The organism is Blautia sp. AM29-29 (assembly GCF_003480555.1).
GTDB lineage: Bacteria > Bacillota > Clostridia > Lachnospirales > Lachnospiraceae > Fusicatenibacter > Fusicatenibacter saccharivorans.
In genome coordinates this window covers 50721-74325 of sequence record NZ_QUJD01000007.1, presented here as the reverse complement: position 1 = coordinate 74325, position 23605 = coordinate 50721, and the positions used below count along the sequence as shown (strand labels likewise).

At 49.6% G+C, this 23605-nt stretch carries 24 protein-coding genes; 4 read left to right on the top strand and 20 right to left on the bottom strand.

Going from position 1 to position 23605, the window contains the following annotated elements:
• Positions 1-11: 11 nt before the first annotated feature.
• From obgE to DW769_RS06670, 10 genes are all read right to left on the bottom strand, one after another.
• A complete protein-coding gene (obgE, locus tag DW769_RS06715; RefSeq protein WP_118750152.1) occupies positions 12-1310 on the bottom strand; it encodes a GTPase ObgE in 1299 nt (432 codons plus the stop codon).
• A 110-nt stretch (positions 1311-1420) separates the two neighbouring features.
• Positions 1421-1711, bottom strand: coding sequence for a 50S ribosomal protein L27 (gene rpmA / locus DW769_RS06710; RefSeq protein ID WP_022462904.1), 291 nt, complete (start codon positions 1709-1711; stop codon positions 1421-1423).
• Between the two features lie 4 nt (positions 1712-1715).
• Complete coding sequence (locus DW769_RS06705; protein ID WP_055228163.1) at positions 1716-2036, bottom strand: ribosomal-processing cysteine protease Prp; 321 nt, start codon at positions 2034-2036, stop codon at positions 1716-1718.
• Positions 2037-2041: 5 nt separating this feature from the next.
• Positions 2042-2347: a 50S ribosomal protein L21 gene (gene rplU, locus DW769_RS06700; RefSeq protein WP_022462906.1), complete on the bottom strand. Its 306-nt coding sequence runs from the start codon at positions 2345-2347 to the stop codon at positions 2042-2044.
• Positions 2348-2463: 116 nt separating this feature from the next.
• The gene (locus DW769_RS06695; RefSeq protein ID WP_055267903.1) at positions 2464-3339 is read right to left on the bottom strand and encodes a DegV family protein; all 876 of its coding nucleotides are present in this window, start codon (positions 3337-3339) and stop codon (positions 2464-2466) included.
• Positions 3340-3495: 156 nt separating this feature from the next.
• Entirely contained in the window at positions 3496-4506 is a 1011-nt protein-coding gene (locus DW769_RS06690; RefSeq protein WP_158579802.1) for a type II CAAX endopeptidase family protein, read from the bottom strand.
• 27 nt (positions 4507-4533) lie between these two features.
• Complete coding sequence (locus DW769_RS06685) at positions 4534-5733, bottom strand: ribonuclease E/G (RefSeq protein WP_117508950.1); 1200 nt, start codon at positions 5731-5733, stop codon at positions 4534-4536.
• Positions 5726-6433 carry a TIGR03936 family radical SAM-associated protein gene (locus DW769_RS06680; RefSeq protein WP_117508951.1) on the bottom strand — a complete coding sequence of 236 codons (708 nt, stop codon included), beginning with the start codon at positions 6431-6433 and terminating at the stop codon, positions 5726-5728. Before DW769_RS06680 ends, DW769_RS06685 begins: the two co-directional genes overlap by 8 nt.
• Complete coding sequence (locus DW769_RS06675; RefSeq protein WP_117801112.1) at positions 6417-8282, bottom strand: TIGR03960 family B12-binding radical SAM protein; 1866 nt, start codon at positions 8280-8282, stop codon at positions 6417-6419. The genes DW769_RS06680 and DW769_RS06675 overlap by 17 nt, the downstream gene beginning before the upstream one ends.
• Positions 8283-8307: 25 nt before the next feature.
• On the bottom strand, positions 8308-9354 hold the full coding sequence (locus DW769_RS06670) for a M42 family metallopeptidase (protein ID WP_117509152.1): 1047 nt from the start codon (positions 9352-9354) through the stop codon (positions 8308-8310).
• Positions 9355-9648: 294 nt separating this feature from the next.
• Here DW769_RS06670 and DW769_RS06665 point away from each other — a divergent pair, with 294 nt between their 5' ends.
• Positions 9649-10524 (top strand): YitT family protein, encoded by an 876-nt coding sequence (locus DW769_RS06665; RefSeq protein ID WP_118750150.1) that lies wholly within the window; start codon positions 9649-9651, stop codon positions 10522-10524.
• Between the two features lie 80 nt (positions 10525-10604).
• On the opposite strand, the gene DW769_RS06660 is transcribed toward DW769_RS06665, so the two are convergent.
• Both DW769_RS06660 and DW769_RS06655 read right to left on the bottom strand, forming a co-directional pair.
• On the bottom strand, positions 10605-11192 hold the full coding sequence (locus DW769_RS06660; protein WP_117508954.1) for a 50S ribosomal protein L25: 588 nt from the start codon (positions 11190-11192) through the stop codon (positions 10605-10607).
• Positions 11193-11422: 230 nt separating this feature from the next.
• Complete coding sequence (locus DW769_RS06655) at positions 11423-12424, bottom strand: DnaJ C-terminal domain-containing protein (protein ID WP_117509153.1); 1002 nt, start codon at positions 12422-12424, stop codon at positions 11423-11425.
• A gap of 216 nt (positions 12425-12640) precedes the next feature.
• On the opposite strand from DW769_RS06655, the gene DW769_RS06650 reads away from it, so the two are divergent.
• The 3 genes from DW769_RS06650 (at position 12641) to DW769_RS06640 (ending at position 15923) form a co-directional block, all read left to right on the top strand.
• The gene (locus DW769_RS06650) at positions 12641-13843 is read left to right on the top strand and encodes an iron-containing alcohol dehydrogenase (protein WP_117761487.1); all 1203 of its coding nucleotides are present in this window, start codon (positions 12641-12643) and stop codon (positions 13841-13843) included.
• 85 nt (positions 13844-13928) lie between these two features.
• On the top strand, positions 13929-14408 hold the full coding sequence (locus DW769_RS06645; RefSeq protein ID WP_055267883.1) for a DUF6465 family protein: 480 nt from the start codon (positions 13929-13931) through the stop codon (positions 14406-14408).
• 129 nt (positions 14409-14537) lie between these two features.
• Positions 14538-15923, top strand: a complete 1386-nt coding sequence (locus tag DW769_RS06640; protein ID WP_117761486.1) for an MATE family efflux transporter — start codon at positions 14538-14540, stop codon at positions 15921-15923.
• Between the two features lie 82 nt (positions 15924-16005).
• Here DW769_RS06640 and DW769_RS06635 read toward each other — a convergent pair whose 3' ends face one another.
• The 8 genes from DW769_RS06635 to DW769_RS06600 all read right to left on the bottom strand — a co-directional run bounded on the left by DW769_RS06635 (position 16006) and on the right by DW769_RS06600 (position 23595).
• Positions 16006-16779, bottom strand: a complete 774-nt coding sequence (locus DW769_RS06635) for a histidinol-phosphatase (RefSeq protein WP_055217914.1) — start codon at positions 16777-16779, stop codon at positions 16006-16008.
• Between the two features lie 27 nt (positions 16780-16806).
• The gene (locus tag DW769_RS06630; RefSeq protein ID WP_055217916.1) at positions 16807-17664 is read right to left on the bottom strand and encodes a transporter substrate-binding domain-containing protein; all 858 of its coding nucleotides are present in this window, start codon (positions 17662-17664) and stop codon (positions 16807-16809) included.
• Between the two features lie 122 nt (positions 17665-17786).
• Positions 17787-18530 carry an amino acid ABC transporter ATP-binding protein gene (locus tag DW769_RS06625; RefSeq protein ID WP_055267879.1) on the bottom strand — a complete coding sequence of 248 codons (744 nt, stop codon included), beginning with the start codon at positions 18528-18530 and terminating at the stop codon, positions 17787-17789.
• Positions 18531-18533: 3 nt separating this feature from the next.
• The gene (locus DW769_RS06620) at positions 18534-19208 is read right to left on the bottom strand and encodes an amino acid ABC transporter permease (RefSeq protein ID WP_022462789.1); all 675 of its coding nucleotides are present in this window, start codon (positions 19206-19208) and stop codon (positions 18534-18536) included.
• Between the two features lie 207 nt (positions 19209-19415).
• Positions 19416-20717 carry a phosphopyruvate hydratase gene (gene eno / locus DW769_RS06615; RefSeq protein WP_118750149.1) on the bottom strand — a complete coding sequence of 434 codons (1302 nt, stop codon included), beginning with the start codon at positions 20715-20717 and terminating at the stop codon, positions 19416-19418.
• A 197-nt stretch (positions 20718-20914) separates the two neighbouring features.
• Entirely contained in the window at positions 20915-21343 is a 429-nt protein-coding gene (gene sufU / locus DW769_RS06610) for a Fe-S cluster assembly sulfur transfer protein SufU (protein ID WP_055217922.1), read from the bottom strand.
• Entirely contained in the window at positions 21333-22550 is a 1218-nt protein-coding gene (locus DW769_RS06605; protein WP_082426263.1) for an aminotransferase class V-fold PLP-dependent enzyme, read from the bottom strand. The genes sufU and DW769_RS06605 overlap by 11 nt, the downstream gene beginning before the upstream one ends.
• Entirely contained in the window at positions 22537-23595 is a 1059-nt protein-coding gene (locus DW769_RS06600; RefSeq protein WP_118750148.1) for a SufB/SufD family protein, read from the bottom strand. The genes DW769_RS06605 and DW769_RS06600 overlap by 14 nt, the downstream gene beginning before the upstream one ends.
• Between the last annotated feature and the right edge of the window lie 10 nt (positions 23596-23605).

The following is a 23605-nucleotide window of genomic DNA, read 5'->3' as shown; positions in this document are numbered from 1 at the left end:
ATTTATTCGTTCTATTTATAATAATCAAATTCAAATCCATACATCTTGACGGTATCGCCTTCCTGGATGCCGGCCTGTTCGAGTTCGTCTAAGATACCGGTATCTTTTAAGAACCGCTGGAAGAAAGCAAAACCTTTCTCGGAATCCAGATTGGTGTAGCCGAGCATTTTCTCGATCTTCGGTCCCTCGATGATGAAGCGGTGCTCGTCCTCCGGGTCCTGCTCGACGGTGTACGGCAGGTTCTCGGCAAGAAGCATATCCTCCGGGAAGAATTCCTGCTCGAAGACCATACGCTCTTTCGGAAGCTCATCGAGTTTTTTCTGTACGGCATATAAAAGCTCTTTTAAGCCTTTTCCGCTGACGGCAGAAATCGGATAAACCGGGATGCCTTTCGGCTCGAACTCTTTTTTCAGACGTTCCACCGGATCCTCTTCGCCCTCTTCTACATAGATCGCATCGGTCTTATTGGCCGCGATGATCTGCGGACGTTTTGCGATCTCCGGGTTATAGGCTTCGAGCTCTTTGTTGATCTTGTTGATATCATCCACCGGATCTCTTCCCTCGGTCGATGCAACGTCTACTACATGGATCATCACGCGGGTTCTCTCGATGTGGCGCAGGAATTCATGGCCGAGGCCGACTCCTTCCGATGCACCCTCGATCAGTCCCGGGATATCTGCGATAACAAATCCACTGCAGCCCTCAAGGTCTACGACACCGAGGTTCGGGGAAAGTGTGGTAAAGTGATAATTTGCAATTTTCGGTTCTGCATTTGTCACGCGGGAAAGCAGGGTCGATTTTCCAACGTTCGGGAAGCCGACGAGTCCGACGTCCGCGATGACTTTCAGTTCCATTCTTACTTCCAGCTCCTGTGCCGGCTGGCCTGGCTGGGCGTATTTCGGAACCTGCATGGTAGCGGTTGCGTAATGCATATTTCCGTTTCCGCCTTTTCCGCCTTTTAATACAACCTGACGGCGGTTTTCACCGGACATATCTGCGATGACTTTTCCGCTCGCAGCGTCCATAATGACGGTTCCTTCCGGTACTTTCAGGACAATATCTGCGCCGTTTCCGCCATGGCATCTGCGTTTTCCGCCCGGCTCGCCGTCGGTAGCAGAAAACTTTCTTCTGTGGCGGTAATCAACCAGTGTATTCAGTCCTTCGTCAACTTCAAAAATAACGTCTCCGCCTTTGCCGCCATCGCCGCCGTCCGGCCCGCCGTTCGGTACAAAAAGCTCTCTGCGGAAACTGACATGTCCGTCTCCGCCCTTACCGGAGCGGAGCAGAATTTTTGCTCTGTCTGCAAACATGGTATTCTCCTGTCTTGTTTTATCTAAATCCAAATCGGTCTGTTGGACCTTTAATTATTATTAACAAAAACGGCTTCAAACCTCTTAAGATTTGAAGCCGCACCTTTGTCTTACTCTTCTGTTGCTACCGGATATACGGAAACCTGTTTTTTGTCACGTCCTTTTCTTTCGAAAGCTACGCGTCCGTCAACCATAGCGAATAAGGTATCGTCTTTTCCGATTCCTACGTTCACGCCTGGATGAATCTTGGTTCCACGCTGTCTGTAAAGAATGTTTCCAGCCTTTACAACCTGTCCGTCAGCTCTTTTTGCTCCTAATCTCTTGGACTCGGAATCTCTACCGTTCTTGGTAGAACCAACTCCTTTTTTATGAGCGAAAATCTGAAGGTTCATATTTAACATGGTATTACACCTCCTTGAATGCGATCTCTAAGTATTGTGCTCCATAATCGCGGCGGATACTTTCGAGGCCCAGCAAAAGTGATTTTACAAGAAGTGCGGTACTTTCAGAATACCCATTCGGGAATGAAAAATACACATATCCATCTCCAGCTTCACTTATAATCAGATCCTCTGTCAATGTTTCCACGGAATTTACGGTGTTTACAATCAATGCGGAGACAGCGGCACAGATGATATCCTGCCCTTCCTCTGCATAGCCTGCATGACCGTTTGACTCCACGGAGATGTACTCGCCGTCAGACTCTGTTACGGTTATACAAATCATAAGACTTAAGCGTTGATTTTTTCAATCTTCACTTCAGTGTACTGCTGTCTGTGACCGTTTTTCTTATGATAACCAGTTTTTCTCTTATACTTGTAAACGATAACTTTTTTGCCTTTACCGTTTCCAACTACAGATGCGGTTACGGATGCATTTTTAACGTCCTCGCCAACTTTCAGTCCGTCATTGCTTACTGCAAGTACCTGATCAAAAGTTACGGTTTCTCCAGCTTCAACGCCAAGTTTCTCTACTCGGATAACATCGCCTTCAGCTACCTTGTACTGTTTACCACCTGTTGCAATAATTGCGTACATATGGCACCTCCCTATCAATTACTCGCCAGATTCGGTGGTCTTTCGACTCTTTTACCTCTCTGTGCGGCATACTTCTACAATATATCATCACGTCTGCTGTTTGTCAATAGTATTTTTCAGGAAATTGCAGATTTTTTTTCACATGCAATTGCCAGTGCGCCAGGTCCGATGTGGCAGGCAACGCTTAAGGACAGTGGATGCGCATCGACTTCAAAATCCGGGAAGGCTTCTTTTACTTCGACAATCCATCCATCGATTACTTCTTTGTCGTTTGCGGTATAGGCAATGTGAAGTCCCATGATGCCGGCTGCACGCTCTTTTGCGAAGCGTTTGTCCATATCTTTTTTCATAGCCTTGATCATGGCTTTCTTTGCCTGTTTCACACCGCGCGCTTTTTCAAACGCGTCAAGCTTCTCTCCCTGGATCGTCAGCACCGGTTTGATATTTAAAACGGTTCCGATCATGGCTGCTGCCGGCGTAACGCGGCCGCCTTTTTTCAGGTATTTTAACGTATCTACCATAATATAGATACTTGCATCCAGCGCATCCTCTTCCAGAATTGCTTTGATGTCTTTTGCTGCCACGCCGCGGTTTGCCATTTTCTTTGCATCCAGAACAGACTGCTGCTGCGTAACGGAGATTCTCTGGTTGTTGACAACCTGCACTTTTCCTTCGTAGTCCTCGGACAGCACGGTCGCTGTATCACAGGAGGTGGAAAGGCCGCTTGACATCGGAATGTAAACAATGTCATCGTACTCTTCGAGAATTTTGTTCCAGAAATCCATCAGATCTCCCGGAGACGGCTGAGATGTGGAAACAGCCGCATCCTCTGCCAGAATCTCGTAAAACTGTTCCTGTGTCAGGTCGATATCCTCAAACTGGATTTTTCCGCGCATGAAGAAAGGCATCGGAAGGACAAAAACGCCCAGCTCTTTCGCCTGACTCTGTGTAATACCGCTGTTGCTGTCGGTAGCAATAGCTGTTCTTGCCATAGTTCTTATTCCTGCTGTCTCTTGTTAGAGAAACAGCTTTTCCTTTCTGTAATATCGTGTAACGCTTGATTTGCTGTTATTCTATCATAAATCGTACCTGTTTTCTACCCGGCTTGGACATTTCTGCAAAATTGCCCAAACTGCTTTTGATTCTTTTTACATCATACCAATACCAAGGAAAAACAGTCCGCCAAGGATCAGCAGAATGGTCGGAATTACGATTTTTGCAATGGTCTTTTTTCTTCTCTCCTTCGGGAAAAATCCTTCGCTTTTTGTCTGCTGGTACATCAGAAGACGGCTTCCCATATAAAGACCGATCGGCATCAGCGCCGCTTCGATCAGATACATGCCGATGTACGTTTCCGTTGCGTATCCGCTGCCTGCTGCTGCGTTCCCCTGCGAGAACATATAGAGGAAGCTTGCCGCAATGCTCGCCACAATCGTCGATGCGTTATGGACGAAATGAAACAGCGAGCTGTAAAACATGTTGTCGGTCTTCATCCGCACATACGAGAGAACGATTCCCATCATCATCATCGGAAGAAAACGGACGATGCTCATGTGGAAAGCGCCAAAATAAACGCCCATCAGAAGCAGCATCACCCATTTCTTTTTGATTTCGCGCAGGCTGTACTGCAGAAGACCGCGGTGCAGTGCTTCTTCACAGATGGCCGGTGTCAGCGCAACGACAAGCAGCTCGCCGAAATAGGAAAGGCCCGCCATACTGCTGTCCATGGATTCCGAGAGGCTTGCGTATTCCTGCGGGAAAATCCATTCCATCAGAAGGAAAAGGGCAAGCACACCGCGGTACGTCACATACCACATCAGAATGGTTCCGAGGATTCCGGCTCCATCCGGCTTTTTTAATGGGAACACTTCTTTTAACGGAATATGAAGTGCCCGTACGACGAGAATGGATCCGATCAGGAATACAATGATCTCGTCCAGCGCATTTCCATACATCCCGCCTGCAAGAACCAGCGGGATTCCGGCGAGATTAAAAAGAACCATCAGAAAGGCAAACACCAGCAGGCCCTGCCATGGTTTCAGTATCTTTTCTTTTTCCGCCGGATGCGGCCGTTTTGCCGGCATCTGGTTTCGAAAGGGTTCGTAAAGATATGGGGTATCATTTTCATTGAGGTGAATCGGTTTCTTTTGTGGTTCCATATTCATTCCTCCTTTGTAAGGTCACTGTCATTTCATCTGTTCTGCCAGCGGCCGGCGGATTTTCTTTCTCGTCAGTTCCACGAGATGAAGCGCCGTCATATCCACAACTTTGGTCGGAACGGGATCTTCCCGCACAAGACCCTGCAGGAAGCCGAGAAGGCGCTCCTCCTGCTCTTTTTCCGGCATGTTGATAAAGTCAACCAGGATCAGACCGGAAATCCCGCGCAGGCGGATCTGGCGGGCGATTTCGCGGGCTGCCTCCTGGTTTACGCTGTACAGAAACGTATTTTTCCGTCCGCCGAGCTGCTTTCCGCTGTTCACATCGATCGCGGTCAGCGCTTCAGTCGGTTCGATCACGAGGAATCCGCCGGAAGGCAGATCCACACGTTTGTCGAGTGCCTGTTTTACGTGATTTTCGAGATTTTCTTTCTTTGTCAGTGTGGTAAGCTGATCCTCATACCAGGTCAGGCGGCAGTCGTGAAAATCATGGCGCTCCAGATATTCTCTGCAGATCTCATACGTTTCTCTGTCATCTGTCACAAGTTCTGAAACTGACGGTGCATACCGTTTGACGAGCTCCGGCACGGCATCTGACGCCCGATACAGGCAGGAGTACAGGCTCCGCATCGTTCCATACTGGACAATCCGCGCGAGTTTTTCGGACAGCTCGAGATATTCCTGCCGGATCTCTTCTTCCGAAGCATCAGCGGATGCGGTGCGGAAGATCACGCCAAACGGAAGGCTTCCGCCGGAAAGCTCTGGAAACATCCGGCTTCCCAGTTCTTTTAACCGTTTTTTCTGCTCCGGCAGAAGGCGTCCCGAGCATGAGATTTCCGGCTTTCCATAATAGAGCGCCAGGGCACTTCCCGAAAGAGAAAGTTCTGCTGTCGCCGACGGAAGCTTCGTTTTCTGCGCTTCCCGCTGGATCTGCACGACAATTTCATCTCCGACATGCAGTTCCGTTCCCGGTGCTTTTTTCAGAAGATACCCTTCTTTTACACGGGACAGATCAAGAAAACAGCTCTGCTGCTCCGCAAACGAGACAAATGCCCCGCGGATCCCGGGCGCCAGTTTTTCCACCCGGCCGACATAGATATTGCCAAGCAGCGTTTCCTTCTCCCTGCAGAGGGCCGTCAGTTCGACCGGTTTTTCTCCTTCCACCAGCGTGTGTACCAGGTAATCTTTTCCCTCCCACGGCAGATGGGCAATGACAACTCGTTTACTCAACTTCTTCTCCTAATGCTTCCAGCGGAACCAGCTTTCGCTCTTCTTCCGTTCCGATGTCTGCGTAAACTTCCTCGCGCAGAATCGTGTATGCAAACGGCGGCAGTTCAACCCCGCACCATTTGCAGAACGCTTCCATCACGAGCTCCGGTTTCAGGTTCGAAACACTTCCGGTGGAGAGCTGCATCCAGACACCACTTTTCTTTGCTTTCATATCGTAAATCCATGGGCGGATATCGGTCAGCTTTTCGCTTCGTTTTGTCTTTCGCATGATCTCAATCTGCGGAAGTGCAAAAAACACCGGTACTTTCGTTTCCAGATCAATCTCCGGCATTTTTCCCTCGCGGAACTGCACGAGATAATCGGCTCCTGCTACGAGAGACATTGCCTTGCTTGCTTTTCCATCCGGCACATGGCGGGCGGAAAGCACTTCCATTCCCTCAACCATCGTCGCATTCAGACGTTTTACAATCTCGTCGGTTTTCATATCTTCCGCGAGCACCATATCGAAATATTCACCGGTGCTGCTGATGCCGACACCGAGCGGAGAAGCAAACGACAGCAGCATGTGCGGGCTGAAGCCCTCGGAATAAGCGATCGGAAGTTCTGCACGGCGGATTGCTTTCTGGAAGTAACGCATCACATCCAGATGACCCACAAATTTCATCACACCTGTTTTGGCAAACTTAATTCTGATTTTCATAGCAGACACCTCCTCCGAATGATTTTGCTCCGCAGCCGGAACACTGCATCTTACAGTTCGGGGTAACGGTTTCTTTCTGTGCCCGCTCCCATTCGCGGATCAGGAATTTTTTCGTCACGCCGATATCAAGGAAATCCCACGGAAGGATCTCATCGGTGCTGCGCTCACGGCAGGCATAGAACGAAACGTCAATGCCGGTCTCTGCAAACGCTTCTTCCCAGGCATCTTTCCGGAAATACTCGGACCAGGCATCGAAAATAGCACCTTTTCTGTACGCTTTTTCAATAACTTCGGCACATTTCCGGTCACCGCGTGCAAGGAATCCCTCCAGAAGGGAAATATCTGCCTCATGATAAATGTAACGGATGCTCTTCTGATTCAGCTGTGCGCGGACCTCTGCCTTTACAATCGCCGCTTTGTCAAGAAACTCCCTCTCCGTGTTCATCGGTGCCCACTGGAACGGGGTGAACGGCTTCGGGATAAAGAACGAGGAGCTTGCCGTAATCTGGCATTTTCCGTTTCTCTGGTCTTTCGGAATCTCATAGTAACGCTCTGCGATCTTTTCCGCCAGATGCGCAATTCCTTTGATATCATCCTCGGTCTCGGTCGGAAGGCCCAGCATGAAATACAGTTTTACTTTATTCCAGCCGCCCTCAAACGCTTTTCCGGCTCCGTCGAGAATGACTTCCTCGGTCAGACCTTTATTAATAACATTCCGCATCCGCTGGCTTCCCGCCTCCGGTGCGAAGGTCAGGCTGCTCTTTTTGATATCCTGTACCTTGCTCATGACATCGAGGGAAAATGCGTCGATTCGAAGAGACGGAAGGGAAATATTGACACCTTTTTCCGGGCAGCTGTCGATCAGATAGTTGACAAGCTCCGGAAGATGGCTGTAATCACTCGAGCTCAAAGAACTCAACGAAATCTCATCGTGGCCGGTATTGCGCAGCATATGGGTCGCAAGTTCTTTTAACTTCTCCACATCGCGCTCTCTTGTCGGACGGTACACCATACCCGCCTGGCAAAAACGGCAGCCGCGGATACAGCCGCGCTGGATCTCCAGAACGACACGGTCCTGTGTTGCCTTGATAAACGGCACGACCGGTTTCTCCGGATACGTTGCCTCGGTCATATCCATGACGAGCTGTTTTTTGATCTTTTCCGGTGCTTCCGGAATGGACGGCGTAAAGGCCGCGATCGTTCCGTCCTCGTGGTACGTTACTTCATAAAACTGCGGTACGTAAATACCAGGGATCCGGCATGCCTTTTTCAGGAAATCCTGACGGGTTCCGCCGTTCTTTTTATTTTCCAGATACGTGTCAAAAAGCTTGTCGTACACAACCTCGCCCTCTCCGATGTAAAACAGATCGAAGAACGGAGCGATCGGCTCCGGATTGTACGTACACGGGCCGCCGCCGATAACGATCGGGTCCTCGTCGGTACGCTCCACCGCATGCAGCGGGATTCCGGCAAGGTCGAGCGCCTGCAGAACGTTCGTATAACACATCTCATACTGCAGGGTGATAAACAGGAAATCCTCGTTTTTCACCGGCTCCTGGGATTCCAGGCCGAACAGCGGAATGCTCTGTTCCCGCATCACGCGGTCCAGATCCGGCCATGGGGAATAGACACGCTCACACCACATGTCCTCACGTTTGTTAAACATATCGTACAGGATCTGGATGCCAAGGTGGGACATACCGATCTCATACACATCCGGGAACAGGAATGCGCCGCGCAGGGCTACTTTCTCTTTGTCTTTTACGACACTGTTGAATTCATTTCCAATGTATCGCGCAGGCTGCTCAATCTGGAGCAGCACTTCTTCTGGCAATGCTAATTTTCTCATGCAATTCTCTCACTTGTTCTTATTTTTATTTGTCCAGATACGCCGCAAGCAGTTCCAGCGTATTCTTCACGCCGTCCACATGGCTTCTCTCATATCCATGGGATGCGTACACACCGGCGCCGATCAGGGCATGGCGTGCGTCTGCGCCGCCGCGGAGCGTTGCCTCCACGTCAGAGCCGTAGTGCGGGTAAACATCCGCCGCATAGTCGATTCCGTTTGCTTTTGCCGCCGCAATCAGCTCACCGGTAAAATCGTAGCTGTAAGGGCCGCCGCTGTCTTTGACGCAGATGGATACCTGATGCTCTTTACACTCCAGTCCGTCGCCGACACAGCCCATATCAACAGAAAGGATATCCGTCACACCCTCCGGCACGGAAGCAGATCCGCCGTGGCCGACTTCTTCGTACACGGTGATGTGCTGATAAACCGGACGGGACGGTGTGATATTTTCTTCTTTTAAATACTTCGCATAGCCGAGCAGGATTGCAACGCTCAGTTTATCATCGAGAAAACGGCTCTTGATGTATCCCTTCTCGGTGATGCGGGTTCTCGTCTCAAAGCAGACGATATCACCGGTCTCGATGCCGAGCGCTTTTGTCTCCTCTTTGGAGAAGACCATCTCATCCAGAACGACCTCCATATTGTCGTAGGTGCGGTCCTGCTGGTCGTAGGAACCGTTGACATGGATCGACGGGTTGTTCATCTGGAAGCAGCCCTCGTACCGTTTTCCGTCTCTTGTGATGACAACGCAGTTTTCCGTCTCCGCATTGTTCGGATTCATACCGCCGAGCGCGGTGAGACGAAGACGGCCGTTTCCTTTCACTTCCGCTACCATGCCGCCGAGCGTATCGGTATGTGTCTCCACAAGGACACCGCCGTTTCCTTCACAGCCTTTGGCAAGCTGCACCAGAAGGCCGCCCTTTGTGGTGATCACCGGCGCATAGCCCATCGCTTCGTACTCTGCTTTCAGCCATGCAATGGCATCTTTCGTGTAGCCGGTCGGGCTGTCGATGGAGAGCAGTTTTTTCAGTTTCTCTGTTATAAAATCAACATAAACCTTTGTATTTTTCATGTTTCTTCCTCCATTTTTGTTTCTGTTTTTTCTTCTTTTTTCGAAACATTTTGAAACAGAAACTGCAGATTTTTTTCTTTCCGAAAAAAGATCCTGCCCTTCATCATACCACAGAAATAAATTGGATACAACCATCGGAAAACGGAAAAATGGAAATAAGGAAAATGTAACTGGACAAACTACCCTATGCCATGCTATGTTTGAAGAGGGGGATACATTATTAGCTGTTATTCAAAAAAGTTTCTTCTATAATAAAATAAAGGTCGCCTCAAATTCAAATAAAGGGGCAAAAAAATGGACACAAAAGAACAGGCATCGCAGCCTGCATTACAAACGTTAAAAGAATATGCTGTCATTACCGCAGCTGTTCTGATCATGGACATTGGAATTTATGTTTTTAAATTCCCTAATAATTTTTCTTTCGGCGGTGTATCCGGTATGGCCGTTGTCATCTGCCGGTTTCTTCCGTTCACTGCCTCACAGATCAACCTTTTTATCAACCTGCTGCTTCTGCTGGTTGGTTTTGCTGTGCTGGGGCGGAACTTCGGCGTCAAGACAGCCTACGTGACCGTGCTTTCCTCGGTTCTTCTGAACATTTTTGAAAAGCTGTTTCCGATGGCACATCCGCTTACCGATGAGATCATGCTGGAGCTCTGCTTTGCCATTATTCTTCCGGCACTGGCGGCAGCACTGCTGTTTTTTGAGAATGCCTCCGGCGGCGGCACAGACATCATCGCCATGATTATTAAAAAATATTCTACAATGAATATTTCCACTGCCCTGCTGGTGACCGACCTCATCGTTGTCATCCTTGCTTTCCTGATTTTCGATACCTTAACCGGACTTTGTTCGGTTCTCGGTCTGATGGCGAAAACACTGCTGATTGACAAAACGATTGAGCGGATGAAGCTGAATAAATTTTTTACGATTATCTCCAACAATCCGCAGCCGATCTGCGATTTCATCACAAAGGATCTCAATCACAGCGCAACCCTTTACGACGCCGTCGGCGCTTACTCCGACCAGCAGCGGACAGTCATTCTCACGGTTGTGGATGTCAAGCAGGCCGTCTATCTTCAGCGGTTTATTCATGATACCGAGCCGACCGCGTTTATTGCGATCACAAAGAGCAGCGAAATTATCAGAAAAGGCTTCATGAGTTATGTCTGATCGATTCAAACCATATTTTTTACGCAAAAAATCCGAAGGTTTTTGACGCCTTCGGATTTCTTTGTATGTGCTTATTCTGTTTATTTCTCTTCTGCTGCTTCGGTATCTTCTGCCGGTGCTTCTACGTTGTGGGAAGCCATCAGACTTACGACAATGGATTCCGGATTGGTCTTTATGGTGATATCCGGGTCAGCGGCCAGGGACAGATCTTTGACGCGGATGACATCACCGATCTTCATCTCTCCGACATCGACCATTACCTGATCGACCAGGGATGCCGGGTATGCCATGTAGGCAACCTCGTTCAGATCCTCCTGCAGAACGCCTTCTGCGATCTTTTCATGGTTTACAAGGACAATCTCTGCAACGGAATGAACTTTCTCGTTGCTGACCAGTGCCTGGAACTCGATCGAATCGATCTGTCCGGCTACCGGGTTATAATCAACATTTTTGATCAGGACATCGTATGCGGTTCCGTCGACATCCAGCATAATCTGGCTGCCTTTGTGGTCTGTCTTCAGCAGTTTCTCGACATCTCTTTTTACCATCTTAACTGGAATGGATTCTTTCATCTCTCTGCCGAATACATTGCCGACAACGTATCCTTCTCTTCTGAGTCTTTTTGCTTTTACATCCAAACTTCTCTTTTCAGCTTTTAAAGTATTCATTTACCTTTTCCTCCAAAAATCTGATTCTTAGCAGGCTTCTTATCTTGTGAAGGGTGTTAAGTTTGCTTTGCCTTGTGGCTATGAATAAGTTTCTTGGAACAGGATGTTTGGGAACATGCAAGGAAGAATTGGTTTCTTGTTGATTCCTTTTCTTTGTTCTATTTGTAATATAATACCACGAACACAATTTGTCAACCCGGATTTTCCGATTTCACAGTTTCTTCACATTTTCAGCACGCTTCCTTATATTCCATCAGTTTCTGGCGTGCTGTGCGGTTCAGACTGCGCGGTACAGCAATCTCAATCGTCGCATAATGATCACCGTGCACGTTCGCATCTTTCATCGATACCATGCCCTTGCCGCGCAGACGGAGCTTACTGCCGGACTGTGTTCCTTCCTTGATTTTGCAGACCACATCTCCGTACAGTGTCGAGACACGCGCTTCGCCGCCAAAGACTGCCGTTGTGTATGGAATCTGAATCGTCGTGTAGATGTCCATTCCGCGCCGTTCAAAACCTTTCTTTTCTTCTACATTGACCTTCAAAAGCAGATCGCCGCGGCGGCCGTTTGATCCTGTATGGCCTTTGCCGCGCAGACGGATGCTCTTTCCGTTCTCGATACCGGCCGGGATTTTAACCAGCAGCGTATTGGTCGTTCCATCCGGGTTCCGCAGGGTAATCTGTTTTTCACAGCCCGATGCCGCTTCCTCCAGGCGGATCGAAACCTCAGCGTGCAGATCGAGATCCTCTGCCGTACCGCGGCCGGAAAATGCATCCTCAAACGGATGTCTGCTGCTTCCCGAACGCGTATACCGCTCGCTTCCGAATCCACGGCTTTTGCCATGAAACATCTGATCAAAGAAATCGCCGAACATATCGTCCGCGTTTCCTTCAAAGTGAAATTCGTGATAGCCGCCGTTGTTTCCGCTTCCGCCGAACGGGTTTCCATACGCACTGCCGTACGGATTTCCACCGCCCTGCTGGCTGTACGCGCTGGCTCCCTGGTCGAACGCCGCGAATCCGAACTGATCGTACATTTTCTTCTTTTCCGGATCGCTTAAGACAGAATACGCTTCTGTCACTTCCTTAAATTTCTTTTCCGCATCCGGGTTTCCCGCATTCGTATCGGGATGATATTTTTTCGCCAGTTTCCGGTATGCACGCTTGATTTCTTTCTCGTCTGCATTCCGGCTGACGCCTAATACTTCATAATAATCTCTTTTTGTTTCCATCATCAGGCACCTCCAGTCAAGCCTTTTCCTGATTTCCCAGGTGAACAATTCCTGGCTCTCTTTATCTGTTCTATTTGTACTATAACACGCATTTTTTACACTGTCAATTCTTTTCACGGAAGATTCAAAATTCCTATACGAATTGAAAAACCTGCCGTGCACTGTTACAATAAGAGATATACGATTCTCACGATTTTTTATGGAGGTACTTGATTGATGCATTCCATTTTCTGGTTCCGCACCCGGCAGTGGGTGTTGAGCCGCGTTCTTCATCTGACAGAGCATAAGAAACAGACACTCCTTGCAGCACCGGATGCCGTTCTGCTGCTCCCCGCGTTATTCCGGAAACGCCGGATCTCCCGGATTCTCCTGGTGACTACCCCCGGCTTTGTCCGCCGCGGAACACTGACGTCTCTGCTGGATGGCTGTAAAAAAGAAAACATTTCCGTCACCATTTTCTCCGAAATCGCCCCGGATCCGCAGATTGAGAGCGTGGAACAGGGTTTCCGTCTTTATCAGCAGATTCAGGCTCAGGCTATCCTCGCCATCGGCGGCGGATCCGTTCTCGATACAGCAAAGCTGATCGGTGCCCGCGTCTGCTGTCCGAAAAAGACGGTTCCTGCGATGCGGGGCCTCCTGAAAGTCCGTCGGAAACTTCCGCCGCTGTTTGCCGTGCCGACGACAGCCGGAACCGGTTCGGAGGCAACGGCGGCAGCTGTCATCACAGACTGTATCGACGGGAAACCATACAAATACGCCGTCAATGACCTCTGTCTGATCCCGGATACGGCAGTTCTCGATCCGCGTCTTACGATCAGCCTCCCGTCCTCTATGACCGCAGATACCGGTATGGATGCCCTGACCCATGCCATGGAAGCTTTTCTGAACCTCTTCGCCTCCCGCAGCGTGCAGAATGCATCCATCGAGGCAGTCTGCGAAAATTTCCATGCCCTGCCCGAAGCCTGGCGTGACGGCTCCCGTCTTGCCGCACGGCAGGAAATGCTTCATGCATCGTATCTGGCCGGTTTCGCTTTTACCAACAACTTTGTCGGCTACGTCCATGCCATTGCCCACGCCGTCGGTGCACTGTACCACATTCCGCACGGAAGAGCCAACGCGGTTCTGCTGCCTGCTGTTCTGCGCGAATACGGTTCCTGCATTGCGCCTAAACTTGCCGTTCTCGCCGATGCGCTTTCTCTCGGCGGAGATACCGTTTCTGAAAAGGCTGAGCGGATGATTGCAGCTATCGAGGCTATGCGCGATTCGTTTGACATTCCATCCACTCTGCCGCACCTTTCGCCGAATGATTACACAGAAATAGCACGCCGTGCTTTAAAAGAAGCAAATCCCACCTACCCTGTTCCGCAGATCTGGGATTCTGAAAAAATCTTTTCTGTGCTCCGCCGTGTACAATCCTAAAGCCGCTGTTTTCTCGAATTTAAATTTGACAGAACGCAAAAAACATGGTAATTTATTAGAGATATCGCATAGAGGAGTGAATAAAATGAATAAAAGAACCATGAAAAAAATGGCCAAAGCGAAACAGCAGGCTGCAGAAGCTGCAAAAACAGCGGAAACCGTTGTAAAGACAGCGGCACCGGCAAAAGAAGTAAAACCAACGACTGAAAAAACCTTACATACAGAAGCAGCAGAAGGAAAAGCAGAAGCTGCAAAAGAGCCGAAAAAAGCAACCAAAAAAGAAACCGTTAAAAAAACAGTAAAAAAGGAGACCACGGAAACCATGGCAGAAGCAACCAAAACCCCACGTAAAATGACAAAAGTATCTGATACCGTTCTTGAGATCTTCGAGACAAAAGTATCTATGAAAGACCTCGAAGCAGTCATCAAAAAAGAAGTAAAAGCAAACGGATTAAAAGGCGAGATCAAAATCTACCTGAACGCAGAGCAGAGAGCCGCTTACTACACCGTAGACGGACAGGGATCTGACGATTTCAAAGTAGATCTGACCACTCTTGCTGAATAATTTTTCTGTCAGCTGATCTATCAGAACAGACCAAAAGCGGCATGTCCGAAACAAAGTCTTCCGGATTTTGTTTCGGGCATGTTTTTTGCTGTCTGTTCCCAAACCTAAAAAACGACAAGGTATTTTTCTATGAAAACTGTAAACCATCTCGGAACCGACCCGATCGGAAAACTGGTTCCCCGTATTGCTTTTCCGAGCATGCTGGCACAGTTCGTGAGTGTTCTGTACAGCATTGTAGACCGTATGTACATCGGCCACATTGCCTCTGTCGGTGATCTGGCGCTCGCGGGTGTCGGCGTCTGCGGTCCCATTCTCACCATGATCGGCGCGTTCTCCTCCCTCATCGGGGTCGGCGGCGCACCGCTGCTCGGCATCCGGCTCGGAGAGAAAAATGAAAAAGAGGCATCCCGCATCCTGGCTAATGCGTTTCTGATGCTTGTTTCCCTGTCCCTCGTTCTGACAGCCGCGGCGCTTTTTTTAACCCGCCCGATGCTGATGGCATTCGGAGCCAGCACCGTTACGTATCCTTACGCCAGAGCCTATTTTATGATCTACGTTTCCGGCTCTGTGTTTGCGCTTTTATCGACCGGCCTGAACCAGTTTGTGATCTGCCAGGGCTTTGCCAGTGAGGGAATGAAATCTGTTCTGCTAGGCGCCGTCCTGAATCTGCTGCTGGACCCTGTGTTTATCTTCGTTCTGCATCTCGGCGTGCGCGGCGCAGCAATTGCAACCGTGCTCTCCCAGATCGCAAGCTGTCTGTATGTGCTGCATATTCTGTTCGGAAAGACGATTCCGATCCGCATCACCTTCGGCGGGTATTCATTTGCGATCATGAAACGCATTCTGACAGTCGGTTTTACTCCGTTTCTAATCATTGCCATCGACAATGTGATGATCATTGCGATGAACGCCGTCCTGCAGCAATATGCACCCGCCGGACAGGGAGACAGCTTCATCACCTGTGCAACGATCGTTCAGAGCTTTATGCTGATTATTACGATACCGCTCGGCGGAATCAGTGGCGGAACGCAGTCAATCCTCGCATACAATTATGGAGCTGGAAATTCCAGGCGTATTCTTGAGGCACAGAAAACCATCATCGCACTCTGTGCCGGATTTACGACCTTGATGTTCCTCGTCTCCAATGCCGCCGGAACACTGTTTGCGCAGCTTTTTACTTCCGATCCGCAGATCGTCTCGATGGTGGTCCGCGCGATTCATATTTCGACACTCTCAGTCATTCCGCTCGGCATTCAGTACGAGATTGTAGACGGCTTTACTGCAATGGGCTGCGTGCGCTATTCGTTTGCACTCTCCTTCTTCCGGAAATTCGTCTACTTTACCGCTCTGTTTCTTCTGCCGCGGTTCTTTGCACTGGAAAACATCTTCTACGTGGAACCTATTTCCGACCTGATCGGGCCGGTTGTCTCAATGATTGTTTACTGGACTTCGATTCAGAAGATTCTGAAACAGCGGGAAGAGGCGGTACGGCTGATGCACACAAAAAAAGCATAAAAAATCTCATATCAAAAAAGCTGTTCTTTTCCGCGGAGTTTTCAAAACTCTCACCAGAAAAGAACAGCTTTTTCTGCTTCTGTTAAAATGTCTTCGGCATCGGAACGGTTTCCTGTACTTTCAGACCGTATTTTGCTGCCAGCTGCAGTGCCTTCTGTTCCGTCTCCGGATTCCAGACGGCTTTCGGCGTATGGGCATCACAGCCGAAAACGGCGGTGTTTCCTTCTTCGCCGGCGATCTTCCAGAACTTCTCGTTCGGATACCATCTTTCTTCCATCAGACCAAGGAAATTGATCTCCAGCGGAATGTTTCTCTTTTTCACCTCACGGCAGAGTCTCCGGTATTCCCGGTCGAACACTGCTTCGTCGCCGTTGAATAAAAAGAGATCCGGGTGTGCCAGATACAGGTATTTTCCGGTATCGATGCCTGCCAGGCACTGGTCCACATACTGTTTCAGGTAGCTTCCGTCTGTTGTTCCATGGCCGCTGTAGAGAATCTTTTCGATCTCATTTCCCAGGCTGTGCTGGCCAAGCACAAAGTACTCAAACGGATAGTCCGACAAAAAATCAATCAGCTGATCCCAGAATCTCGGGAAATACTCTGTTTCGAGTCCGAGATGGATTTCAATATCCTTGTCATACTCTTTTTTCAATGCCAGCACGGTGTCTACATAGCCTTCCACCTGATCGAGCCGCATCCGCATGCCGGAATCGTAGCCGTCCGGGAACGGATAAGGCGAATGGTCGGAAAAACCGAGAATTTTAAGGCCGCCCTCAATCGCGCGCTCCACATACTCCCGCTCCGTTCCGTCCGCATGGCGGCACCGCCATGTATGGGTATGATAATTTGCAATCATGATCTGTAACCTTCTTTATTTTGTATCTTATTCTGCTGCTTCTTTGGAGATATCCGTTCCAAAATATTTTTCCGAAAGCTCTGTCAGTGTTCCTTCTTCTGCGAGCTCGCCAAGTGCTTTGTTGACTGCCTCAAGCAGCGTCTTGGTCTCATCGCCTTTTTTCATCGGAATACCGACTTTTGTGGATTCCGGATCGAGACATGCAATTTTGATCTCTGCATCCGGGTGTGCTTTCATATAATCGTAATACGTTACCTCTGCGTTCAGAGTTGCATCGATACGGCCGCTTAAGAGAAGCTCGAAAGTCTGCTCCAGATCGTCAACACCGGTAACGGCTGCGCCATATTTCTCGGCAACTTCTGCATACGTACTGGAAATGGTGTTCGCGGTGCTCTTTCCGTCGAGATCCTCCATGGACTGGATTTCATCGTTAGCAGAGTTTACGATAACAGCGGTGCGGTTGTATGCGTATGGATCGGAAAAGCTGTATTTCTCAGCGCGCTCCTCTGTGATATCTACGCCGTTTACCATGATATCGTACCGGCCGGAATCGATTCCTGCAAGAAGGCCGTCCCACTCACCCTCTACAAAGGTTGCTTTCACGCCGAGTTTCTCTGCGATCTGCTGTGCCACTTCTACGTCATAGCCGACCAGGTTGTCGTCCTCATCGTGATACGTCCACGGTGCCCAGGTTCCTTCCATTGCCACAACGATCTCACCCTTGCTCTGGATCTGCTCTAAAAGATCCCCAGACGCACTTGCAGAAGATGCTGATGAAGAGGAAGAAGCACTGCTGTTATCTGCCGTGCTGTTTCCGCATCCGGTCAGTAAAAAGGATGATGTCAGGATACCTGCCAGAAATACTGCTGCCATTTTCTTTTTCATAATATTCGCCACTCCTTTTTTGTTTTGTTCTGGAAGAAGCTGCCTTTGCTTCTTCTGTTTTCTTTATTGCAAACTGTCCGGATTCCGTGCTCCGGGCAGGATTTGCCGCTTTGCGGGATACCTTACTCGTAATGCTGTTCAATATTCTGCAAAAATGTTCTCGTCCGCTCTTCCCGCGGATTTGCGAAAAATTCCTTCGACGGACCTTCCTCAACGACAACGCCGTTTTCCATAAAGACAACTTTGTTCGAAACGTTTCTTGCAAAGCCCATCTCATGCGTGACAACGAGCATTGTCATTCCCTCTTTGGCAAGCTGGCGCATAACACCAAGCACCTCGCCGGTCAGCTCCGGGTCGAGTGCTGAGGTCGGCTCATCAAAATAGATAATTTCCGGATCGGTTGCCAGTGCACGGGCGATTGCCACCCTCTGCTGCTGTCCGCCGGAAAGCTGATGCGGATAGTAGTCCGCACGGTCCAGCATGCCTACTTTTTCAAGCGCTGCACGCGCTTTTTCCTCCGCCCTGGTTTTTGGCATTTTTCTGCCGATGATCAGGCCCTCGGTTACGTTATGAAGGGCTGTTTTGTTCAGGAACAGGTTATAGTTCTGAAATACAAATGCGGTTTTCTGACGGATCGCCGCGATATCTTTTTTGCTGATGTTGTGGAACGGATATTCTTTCCCGTCAAAGATCAGGCTGCCGCCGTCCGCATGCTCCAGAAAGTTGACACAGCGCAGCATCGTCGTTTTTCCCGAACCACTCGGACCGAGGATTGCAACAACATCGCCCTGTTTTACTTTTAAATCTACACCTTTTAATACTTCCAGGCTGCCGAACGCTTTCTTTAATCCTTTAATTTCCAGCATGGCTTATTCCCCTTTTTTCTGATATGTACTCAGTTTCTTCTCTCCGATTCCCTGCAGCTTCGTGAGCACAGTGGAGAACAGCAGGTAGATCAGTCCTACTTCAATATACAGTGCCAGCGGCTCATGGGTGCGCGCTACAATCCGCTGCGTTACCATAAACATCTCCGTTACGGTGATATTTGCGGCAAGGGAAGTATCCTTTACCATGGCGATCAGAGAGTTGGAAAGCGGCGGGAAAGCGGTGCGCATCGCCTGCGGAAGGATAATTCTCCGCATGATCTGCAGATACGACATGCCGACACAGTAGCCGGCTTCGAGCTGGCCTGCCGGAACGGCTTCCAGGGCCGCACGCATCGTCTCGGCACTGTAGGCGCCCTCATTCAGGGAAAAGACGAGAACTGCCGCCGGAAACGGATCGATCAGAATACCGGCGCGCGGAAGTCCGTAAAACACAACGAAAAGCTGGACCAGAAGCGGGGTTCCGCGGAAAATCCAGATATAGAAACGTGCAATCTGACGAAGGCCTTTGATGTTTGCAAACTGTACCATAGCCATTGCCGTCGCAATTACAAGTGCAATGGAAAACGAGATTACAGTAAGCGGAATCGTCACCTTAAGGCCCGGCAGAAAGATTTTCCAGAAAGAATCCAGAAGAATATTCCATAATCTTTCGCTCATTTCGATATATCCCCCTTATTTTTACATTTTCCTAGATAGGATAACACTTCAAGTCCGCTTCAAGTCAAGTGTTTTTTCATATACCCCTCCCCCGCATGCAAGAATCCCCGGGAAACACGTTTTTCAACGGCCCCGGGGACACTTATTTATGGTTGGTTTTAAGAGGAAGGATCTTGTCTTTTTTTATGGTATTATGTTATTTACTGCTTAGTCCTGTGTCACATTAAATGCTCTTGCACCAGGGTATACAGCGGCCGTTCCAAGTTCTTCTTCGATTCGGAGAAGCTGGTTGTATTTTGCAACACGCTCGGTACGGCTCGGTGCACCGGTCTTGATCTGGCAGGTGTTCAGGGCAACAGCCAGGTCTGCGATGGTGGTATCCTCGGTCTCACCGGAACGGTGGGAGGAAATTGCGGTGTAGCCTGCTTTGTGAGCCATTTTGATTGCCTCAAGGGTCTCAGATACAGAACCGATCTGGTTCAGTTTGATCAGGATGGAATTTCCGCAGCCAAGGGAGATACCTTTTGCCAGACGCTCAGTATTGGTTACAAACAGGTCGTCACCGACAAGCTGTACTTTTCCGCCAAGCTCTGCGGTCAGCTCTTTCCAGCCTTCCCAGTCTTCTTCATCCAGAGCATCCTCGATGGAGATGATCGGATATTTCTCTACCAGTGCTTTCCAGTGAGCGATCAGCTCTTTGGAAGTAAATACAGTGCCGGCTTTCGGCAGTTTGTATTCACCCTTGGTTCCTGTCTTCCACTCGGAGGAAGCAGCATCCATCGCGATCTTGAAGTCTCTGCCTGGCTCGTAGCCTGCTTTTTTCACTGCCTCAAGAATGGTCTCGATGGCTTCTTCATCGGATTTCAGAGCCGGTGCAAAACCGCCTTCATCTCCAACCGATGTTGCCAGTCCGCGCTCTTTTAAGATGGCAGCCAGTGCATGGAAGACCTCAGCGCACCATCTTAAGCACTCTTTGAAAGAAGATGCTCCAACCGGCATGATCATGAACTCCTGTACATCCAGGCCGGAAGAAAGTGCGTGGCATCCGCCGTTGATGATGTTCATCATCGGAACCGGCAGACGATTTCCGGAAACGCCGCCGAAGAAGCGGTACAGCGGAATCTCAAGTGCGTTTGCTGCTGCTCTTGCGCAGGCAATGGATACAGCCAGAATGGCGTTTGCACCCAGGCGGGATTTATCCTTTGTTCCGTCCGCATCGATCATAGCTTTATCTACAGCGTAGGTATCGGATGCATCCATACCTTTTAAGGTAACGTTGATGACGGTGTTGATGTTTTCTACTGCTTTCTGCACACCTTTTCCAAGGTATCTTGCTTTATCTCCATCTCGTAATTCCAGTGCCTCAAACTCACCGGTAGATGCGCCGCTTGGTGCCATGCCGCGTCCTACAACGCCTCCTGCAAGAACAACCTCAGCTTCTACGGTTGGGTTTCCTCTGGAATCCAGAATTTCTCTTCCTTTTACTTCCTCAATTTTCAGGCTCTTCACTTTTCGTGTGCTCCTTTCTCGTTTGTTTCTGGAGTTTCCCGCCTGCGAAGTGTCCAGGATCCGCAGACGGGAGATAACAATGATTGATTCACTTTGGTTAGCCTTTACTAACTATAATTCATTATAACTAATTTTTTAAAAATTGCAAGTGGGTAAAGTGATACTTTTTCTCAGAAATGCAAAAAGTTTTTCTGTTCTTATTTTTCCTGTTTAAATGCCTCTTCCAGCGTATGCCATCCAAGCACTGCACATTTCACTCTTGCCGGCATGTGGGAGATGTCCTTCAGTGCACCAGCCTCCTCGAGTTCGTCAATCTCCTCGTCGGATGCTTCTCCTTTGATCATGCGCAGAAACAGATTTCCCAGGCGCAGTGCCTCGTCCTTCGTCTTTCCGATGATCATGCCGAGCATAATGTCCGCCGATGCCTGCGAAATCGCACAGCCGTCGCCCACGAACGCACCGTCCGTGATCACATCGCCGTCGACTTTTAATTTCAGCCAGATATCATCGCCGCAGCTTGGGTTGACGCCCTCGAGTACGATGTCCGCATCCGGCAGATCATGCTTGAATTCCGGACGCAGATTGTGCTCCGTCAAAATTTCGTTATAAAATCCTCTACTCTCCATAGCCCATTCTCCTTCTGATTGTGGATACACTTTCGATCAGTGCATCAATCTCTTCCGGTGTATTATAAAACATCATGCTGGCTCTTGTCGAACTTCGGACGCCAAGATATTCCAGAAGCGGCTGTGCACAGTGGTGGCCTGCCCGCACATCGATGCCGTCAGAAGAAAGAATTTCGCTCACATCGTGCGGATGCACGCCGTCAATCGTAAACGAAACGATGCCCGTATGGTTGGCCGGATCTTTGGAACCGAGGATATGAACGTACGGCAGCGCGCCGAGTCCTTCCATAGCACGTTGCGTCAGTTCCAGCTCTTTTTTCTGGATATAATCAAATCCTTTTTCCTGCAGATACCGGATCGCTGCGGCCAGCCCAACCGCACCGGCTGCATTTACCGTTCCCGCCTCAAATTTCTGCGGAACCGGTGCAAAAACGGCTCCGTCGCGGTGAACGGAATCGATCATCTCGCCTCCGGTTAAAAACGGCGGCATTTTTTCCAGCAGTTCCAGTTTTCCATACAGACAGCCGATTCCCATCGGGCCCATCAGCTTATGGCCGGAAAAGGCGAGAAAATCTGCATCCAGCGCCTGTACGTCGACCGGCATATGCGGAACGCTCTGGGCGCCGTCCACAACGACAACGGCTCCCACGCGGTGCGCCATCTCCGTGATTTTCTGGAGCGGATTCACGCAGCCGAGCACATTCGATACCTGCGCAACAGCCACAAGACGTGTTCTCTCATTAATGCCCTTTTGGAGCTCCTCATCGGTCAGCTCGCCCTCACTGGTACATTCCAGATAATGGAGCTTCGCCCCAGTCATACGCGACACCATCTGCCACGGAAGCAGATTACTGTGATGCTCCATGATTGTTACAGCGATCTCGTCGCCTTCCTTTAAAAAGTTCAGGCCATAGCTGTATGCCACAAGGTTCAGGCTTTCCGTTGTATTCCGGGTAAAAATAATCTCCTCCGGCTCTTCTGCATGAATAAACTCCTGTACGGTCTTTCTTGCCTCCTGATAGCTCTCCGTCGCCTCCAGGCTTAAAGGATAGAAGCCTCGCAGAGGATTTGCATTTTTCTGTTCGTAAAATTCCTGTACTGCAGCAAGAACGCATGACGGGCGCTGTGCCGTCGCCGCGTTGTCCAGATAGATCGTGTCCATTTGCTGCAGAAGCGGGAAATTTTTTCTGATGTTATCTGTTGTCACGGTCAAGCACCTCCGCAAGCTGTGTTTTTACTTTCTGTTCGATGTCCGCATCGCCGATCTTCTGGATTTTTGCTTCCAGTTTCGCCCGCGCTATCGTATTTTCTGCCTGTGTACGGTCCATGCCGCGCGCACCGAAGTAAAACAGTGTCTCTTCATCGAGTTCTCCGATTGCCGCGCCGTGGCTTCCCTGTACGTTTTCCTCTGCACAGAGGATCACAGGAATCGTCTTGTTGACTACATCATCGCCGAGCAGCAATACCTGTTCTGTCTCTGCTCCGACGGAATCTGCCGAACCGCGCACAAAGTCGATTGTGCCGCGGAAGATCTTTTCCGCCGCATCCATCAGCGTTCCGTCTGCCTGGATCGTGCTCTCGGTTACTTTTCCGAAGTGGCGCACATTCAGATTGACATCAAATTTCTGCTGATTCTGCAGAAGATAGCCGATTTCTGCCTGCAGTGATGCGTGATCCTTCTGCAGTTCGGTCCAGATACCGTCATAGACATCGCCTTTTCCGACAACGACCTGTAAAAGATCCAGTGCACCATTTTCCTCGCAGATGCATCCGACATCATTTAAAAGCTCCTGTCCCTCACCGCGCATCATCACCTGCACGAGCCGGATGCGGCTGTTTTTTTTCGCGTAAAGTTCTGTCCGCACCGCGAGCTGTCCCGCTGCCTGTGCCGGTTCAAATACCTCGAAAACGGTAAGGGAAGCTCCCTCTTCTGCCGCCGCGCGGATCTTTCCGGATGAAACCTTCTCTTTTCCCTGTCTGATGGAAAGCGTGACCTGTTTCGTCTGCCCCTCCTTTGCAGAGACATTCCAGTTTTTCGTCTGCTCCGGTGCAAAAAGGACATCCGTCTCTTTTCCTGCCCCGGTATTCATAGCTTCCGGAAAACCCGTTATCTCATCATCCGCAGACGGCTCTTCCGCGCAGATTTCACACGGCGCACCCGCCGCCCATTTTACTTTTGTATCATTTAATCCCAGCCAGTACCATGTTTTCGATGGAAGCTGGTTGATTTTCATGCTGTTCTGTTCTTCCATGTGTCTGGCC

Excerpts from the sequence above, each read along its gene's own strand:
- rpmA (WP_022462904.1), bottom strand. The coding sequence starts at position 1,711 with ATGTTAAATATGAACCTTCAGATTTTCGCTCATAAAAAAGGAGTTGGT.
- DW769_RS06690 (WP_158579802.1), bottom strand. The coding sequence starts at position 4,506 with ATGGAACCACAAAAGAAACCGATTCACCTCAATGAAAATGATACCCCA.
- DW769_RS06600 (WP_118750148.1), bottom strand. The coding sequence starts at position 23,595 with ATGGAAGAACAGAACAGCATGAAAATCAACCAGCTTCCATCGAAAACA.
- obgE (WP_118750152.1), bottom strand. The coding sequence starts at position 1,310 with ATGTTTGCAGACAGAGCAAAAATTCTGCTCCGCTCCGGTAAGGGCGGA.
- DW769_RS06650 (WP_117761487.1), top strand. The coding sequence starts at position 12,641 with ATGCATTCCATTTTCTGGTTCCGCACCCGGCAGTGGGTGTTGAGCCGC.
- DW769_RS06660 (WP_117508954.1), bottom strand. The coding sequence starts at position 11,192 with ATGAATACTTTAAAAGCTGAAAAGAGAAGTTTGGATGTAAAAGCAAAA.
- DW769_RS06635 (WP_055217914.1), bottom strand. The coding sequence starts at position 16,779 with ATGATTGCAAATTATCATACCCATACATGGCGGTGCCGCCATGCGGAC.
- rplU (WP_022462906.1), bottom strand. The coding sequence starts at position 2,347 with ATGTACGCAATTATTGCAACAGGTGGTAAACAGTACAAGGTAGCTGAA.
- DW769_RS06695 (WP_055267903.1), bottom strand. The coding sequence starts at position 3,339 with ATGGCAAGAACAGCTATTGCTACCGACAGCAACAGCGGTATTACACAG.
- DW769_RS06630 (WP_055217916.1), bottom strand. The coding sequence starts at position 17,664 with ATGAAAAAGAAAATGGCAGCAGTATTTCTGGCAGGTATCCTGACATCA.
- sufU (WP_055217922.1), bottom strand. The coding sequence starts at position 21,343 with ATGGAGAGTAGAGGATTTTATAACGAAATTTTGACGGAGCACAATCTG.
- DW769_RS06640 (WP_117761486.1), top strand. The coding sequence starts at position 14,538 with ATGAAAACTGTAAACCATCTCGGAACCGACCCGATCGGAAAACTGGTT.
- DW769_RS06680 (WP_117508951.1), bottom strand. The coding sequence starts at position 6,433 with ATGAAAATCAGAATTAAGTTTGCCAAAACAGGTGTGATGAAATTTGTG.
- DW769_RS06620 (WP_022462789.1), bottom strand. The coding sequence starts at position 19,208 with ATGAGCGAAAGATTATGGAATATTCTTCTGGATTCTTTCTGGAAAATC.
- DW769_RS06670 (WP_117509152.1), bottom strand. The coding sequence starts at position 9,354 with ATGAAAAATACAAAGGTTTATGTTGATTTTATAACAGAGAAACTGAAA.
- DW769_RS06675 (WP_117801112.1), bottom strand. The coding sequence starts at position 8,282 with ATGAGAAAATTAGCATTGCCAGAAGAAGTGCTGCTCCAGATTGAGCAG.
- DW769_RS06625 (WP_055267879.1), bottom strand. The coding sequence starts at position 18,530 with ATGCTGGAAATTAAAGGATTAAAGAAAGCGTTCGGCAGCCTGGAAGTA.
- DW769_RS06645 (WP_055267883.1), top strand. The coding sequence starts at position 13,929 with ATGAATAAAAGAACCATGAAAAAAATGGCCAAAGCGAAACAGCAGGCT.
- DW769_RS06705 (WP_055228163.1), bottom strand. The coding sequence starts at position 2,036 with ATGATTTGTATAACCGTAACAGAGTCTGACGGCGAGTACATCTCCGTG.
- DW769_RS06665 (WP_118750150.1), top strand. The coding sequence starts at position 9,649 with ATGGACACAAAAGAACAGGCATCGCAGCCTGCATTACAAACGTTAAAA.
- DW769_RS06655 (WP_117509153.1), bottom strand. The coding sequence starts at position 12,424 with ATGGAAACAAAAAGAGATTATTATGAAGTATTAGGCGTCAGCCGGAAT.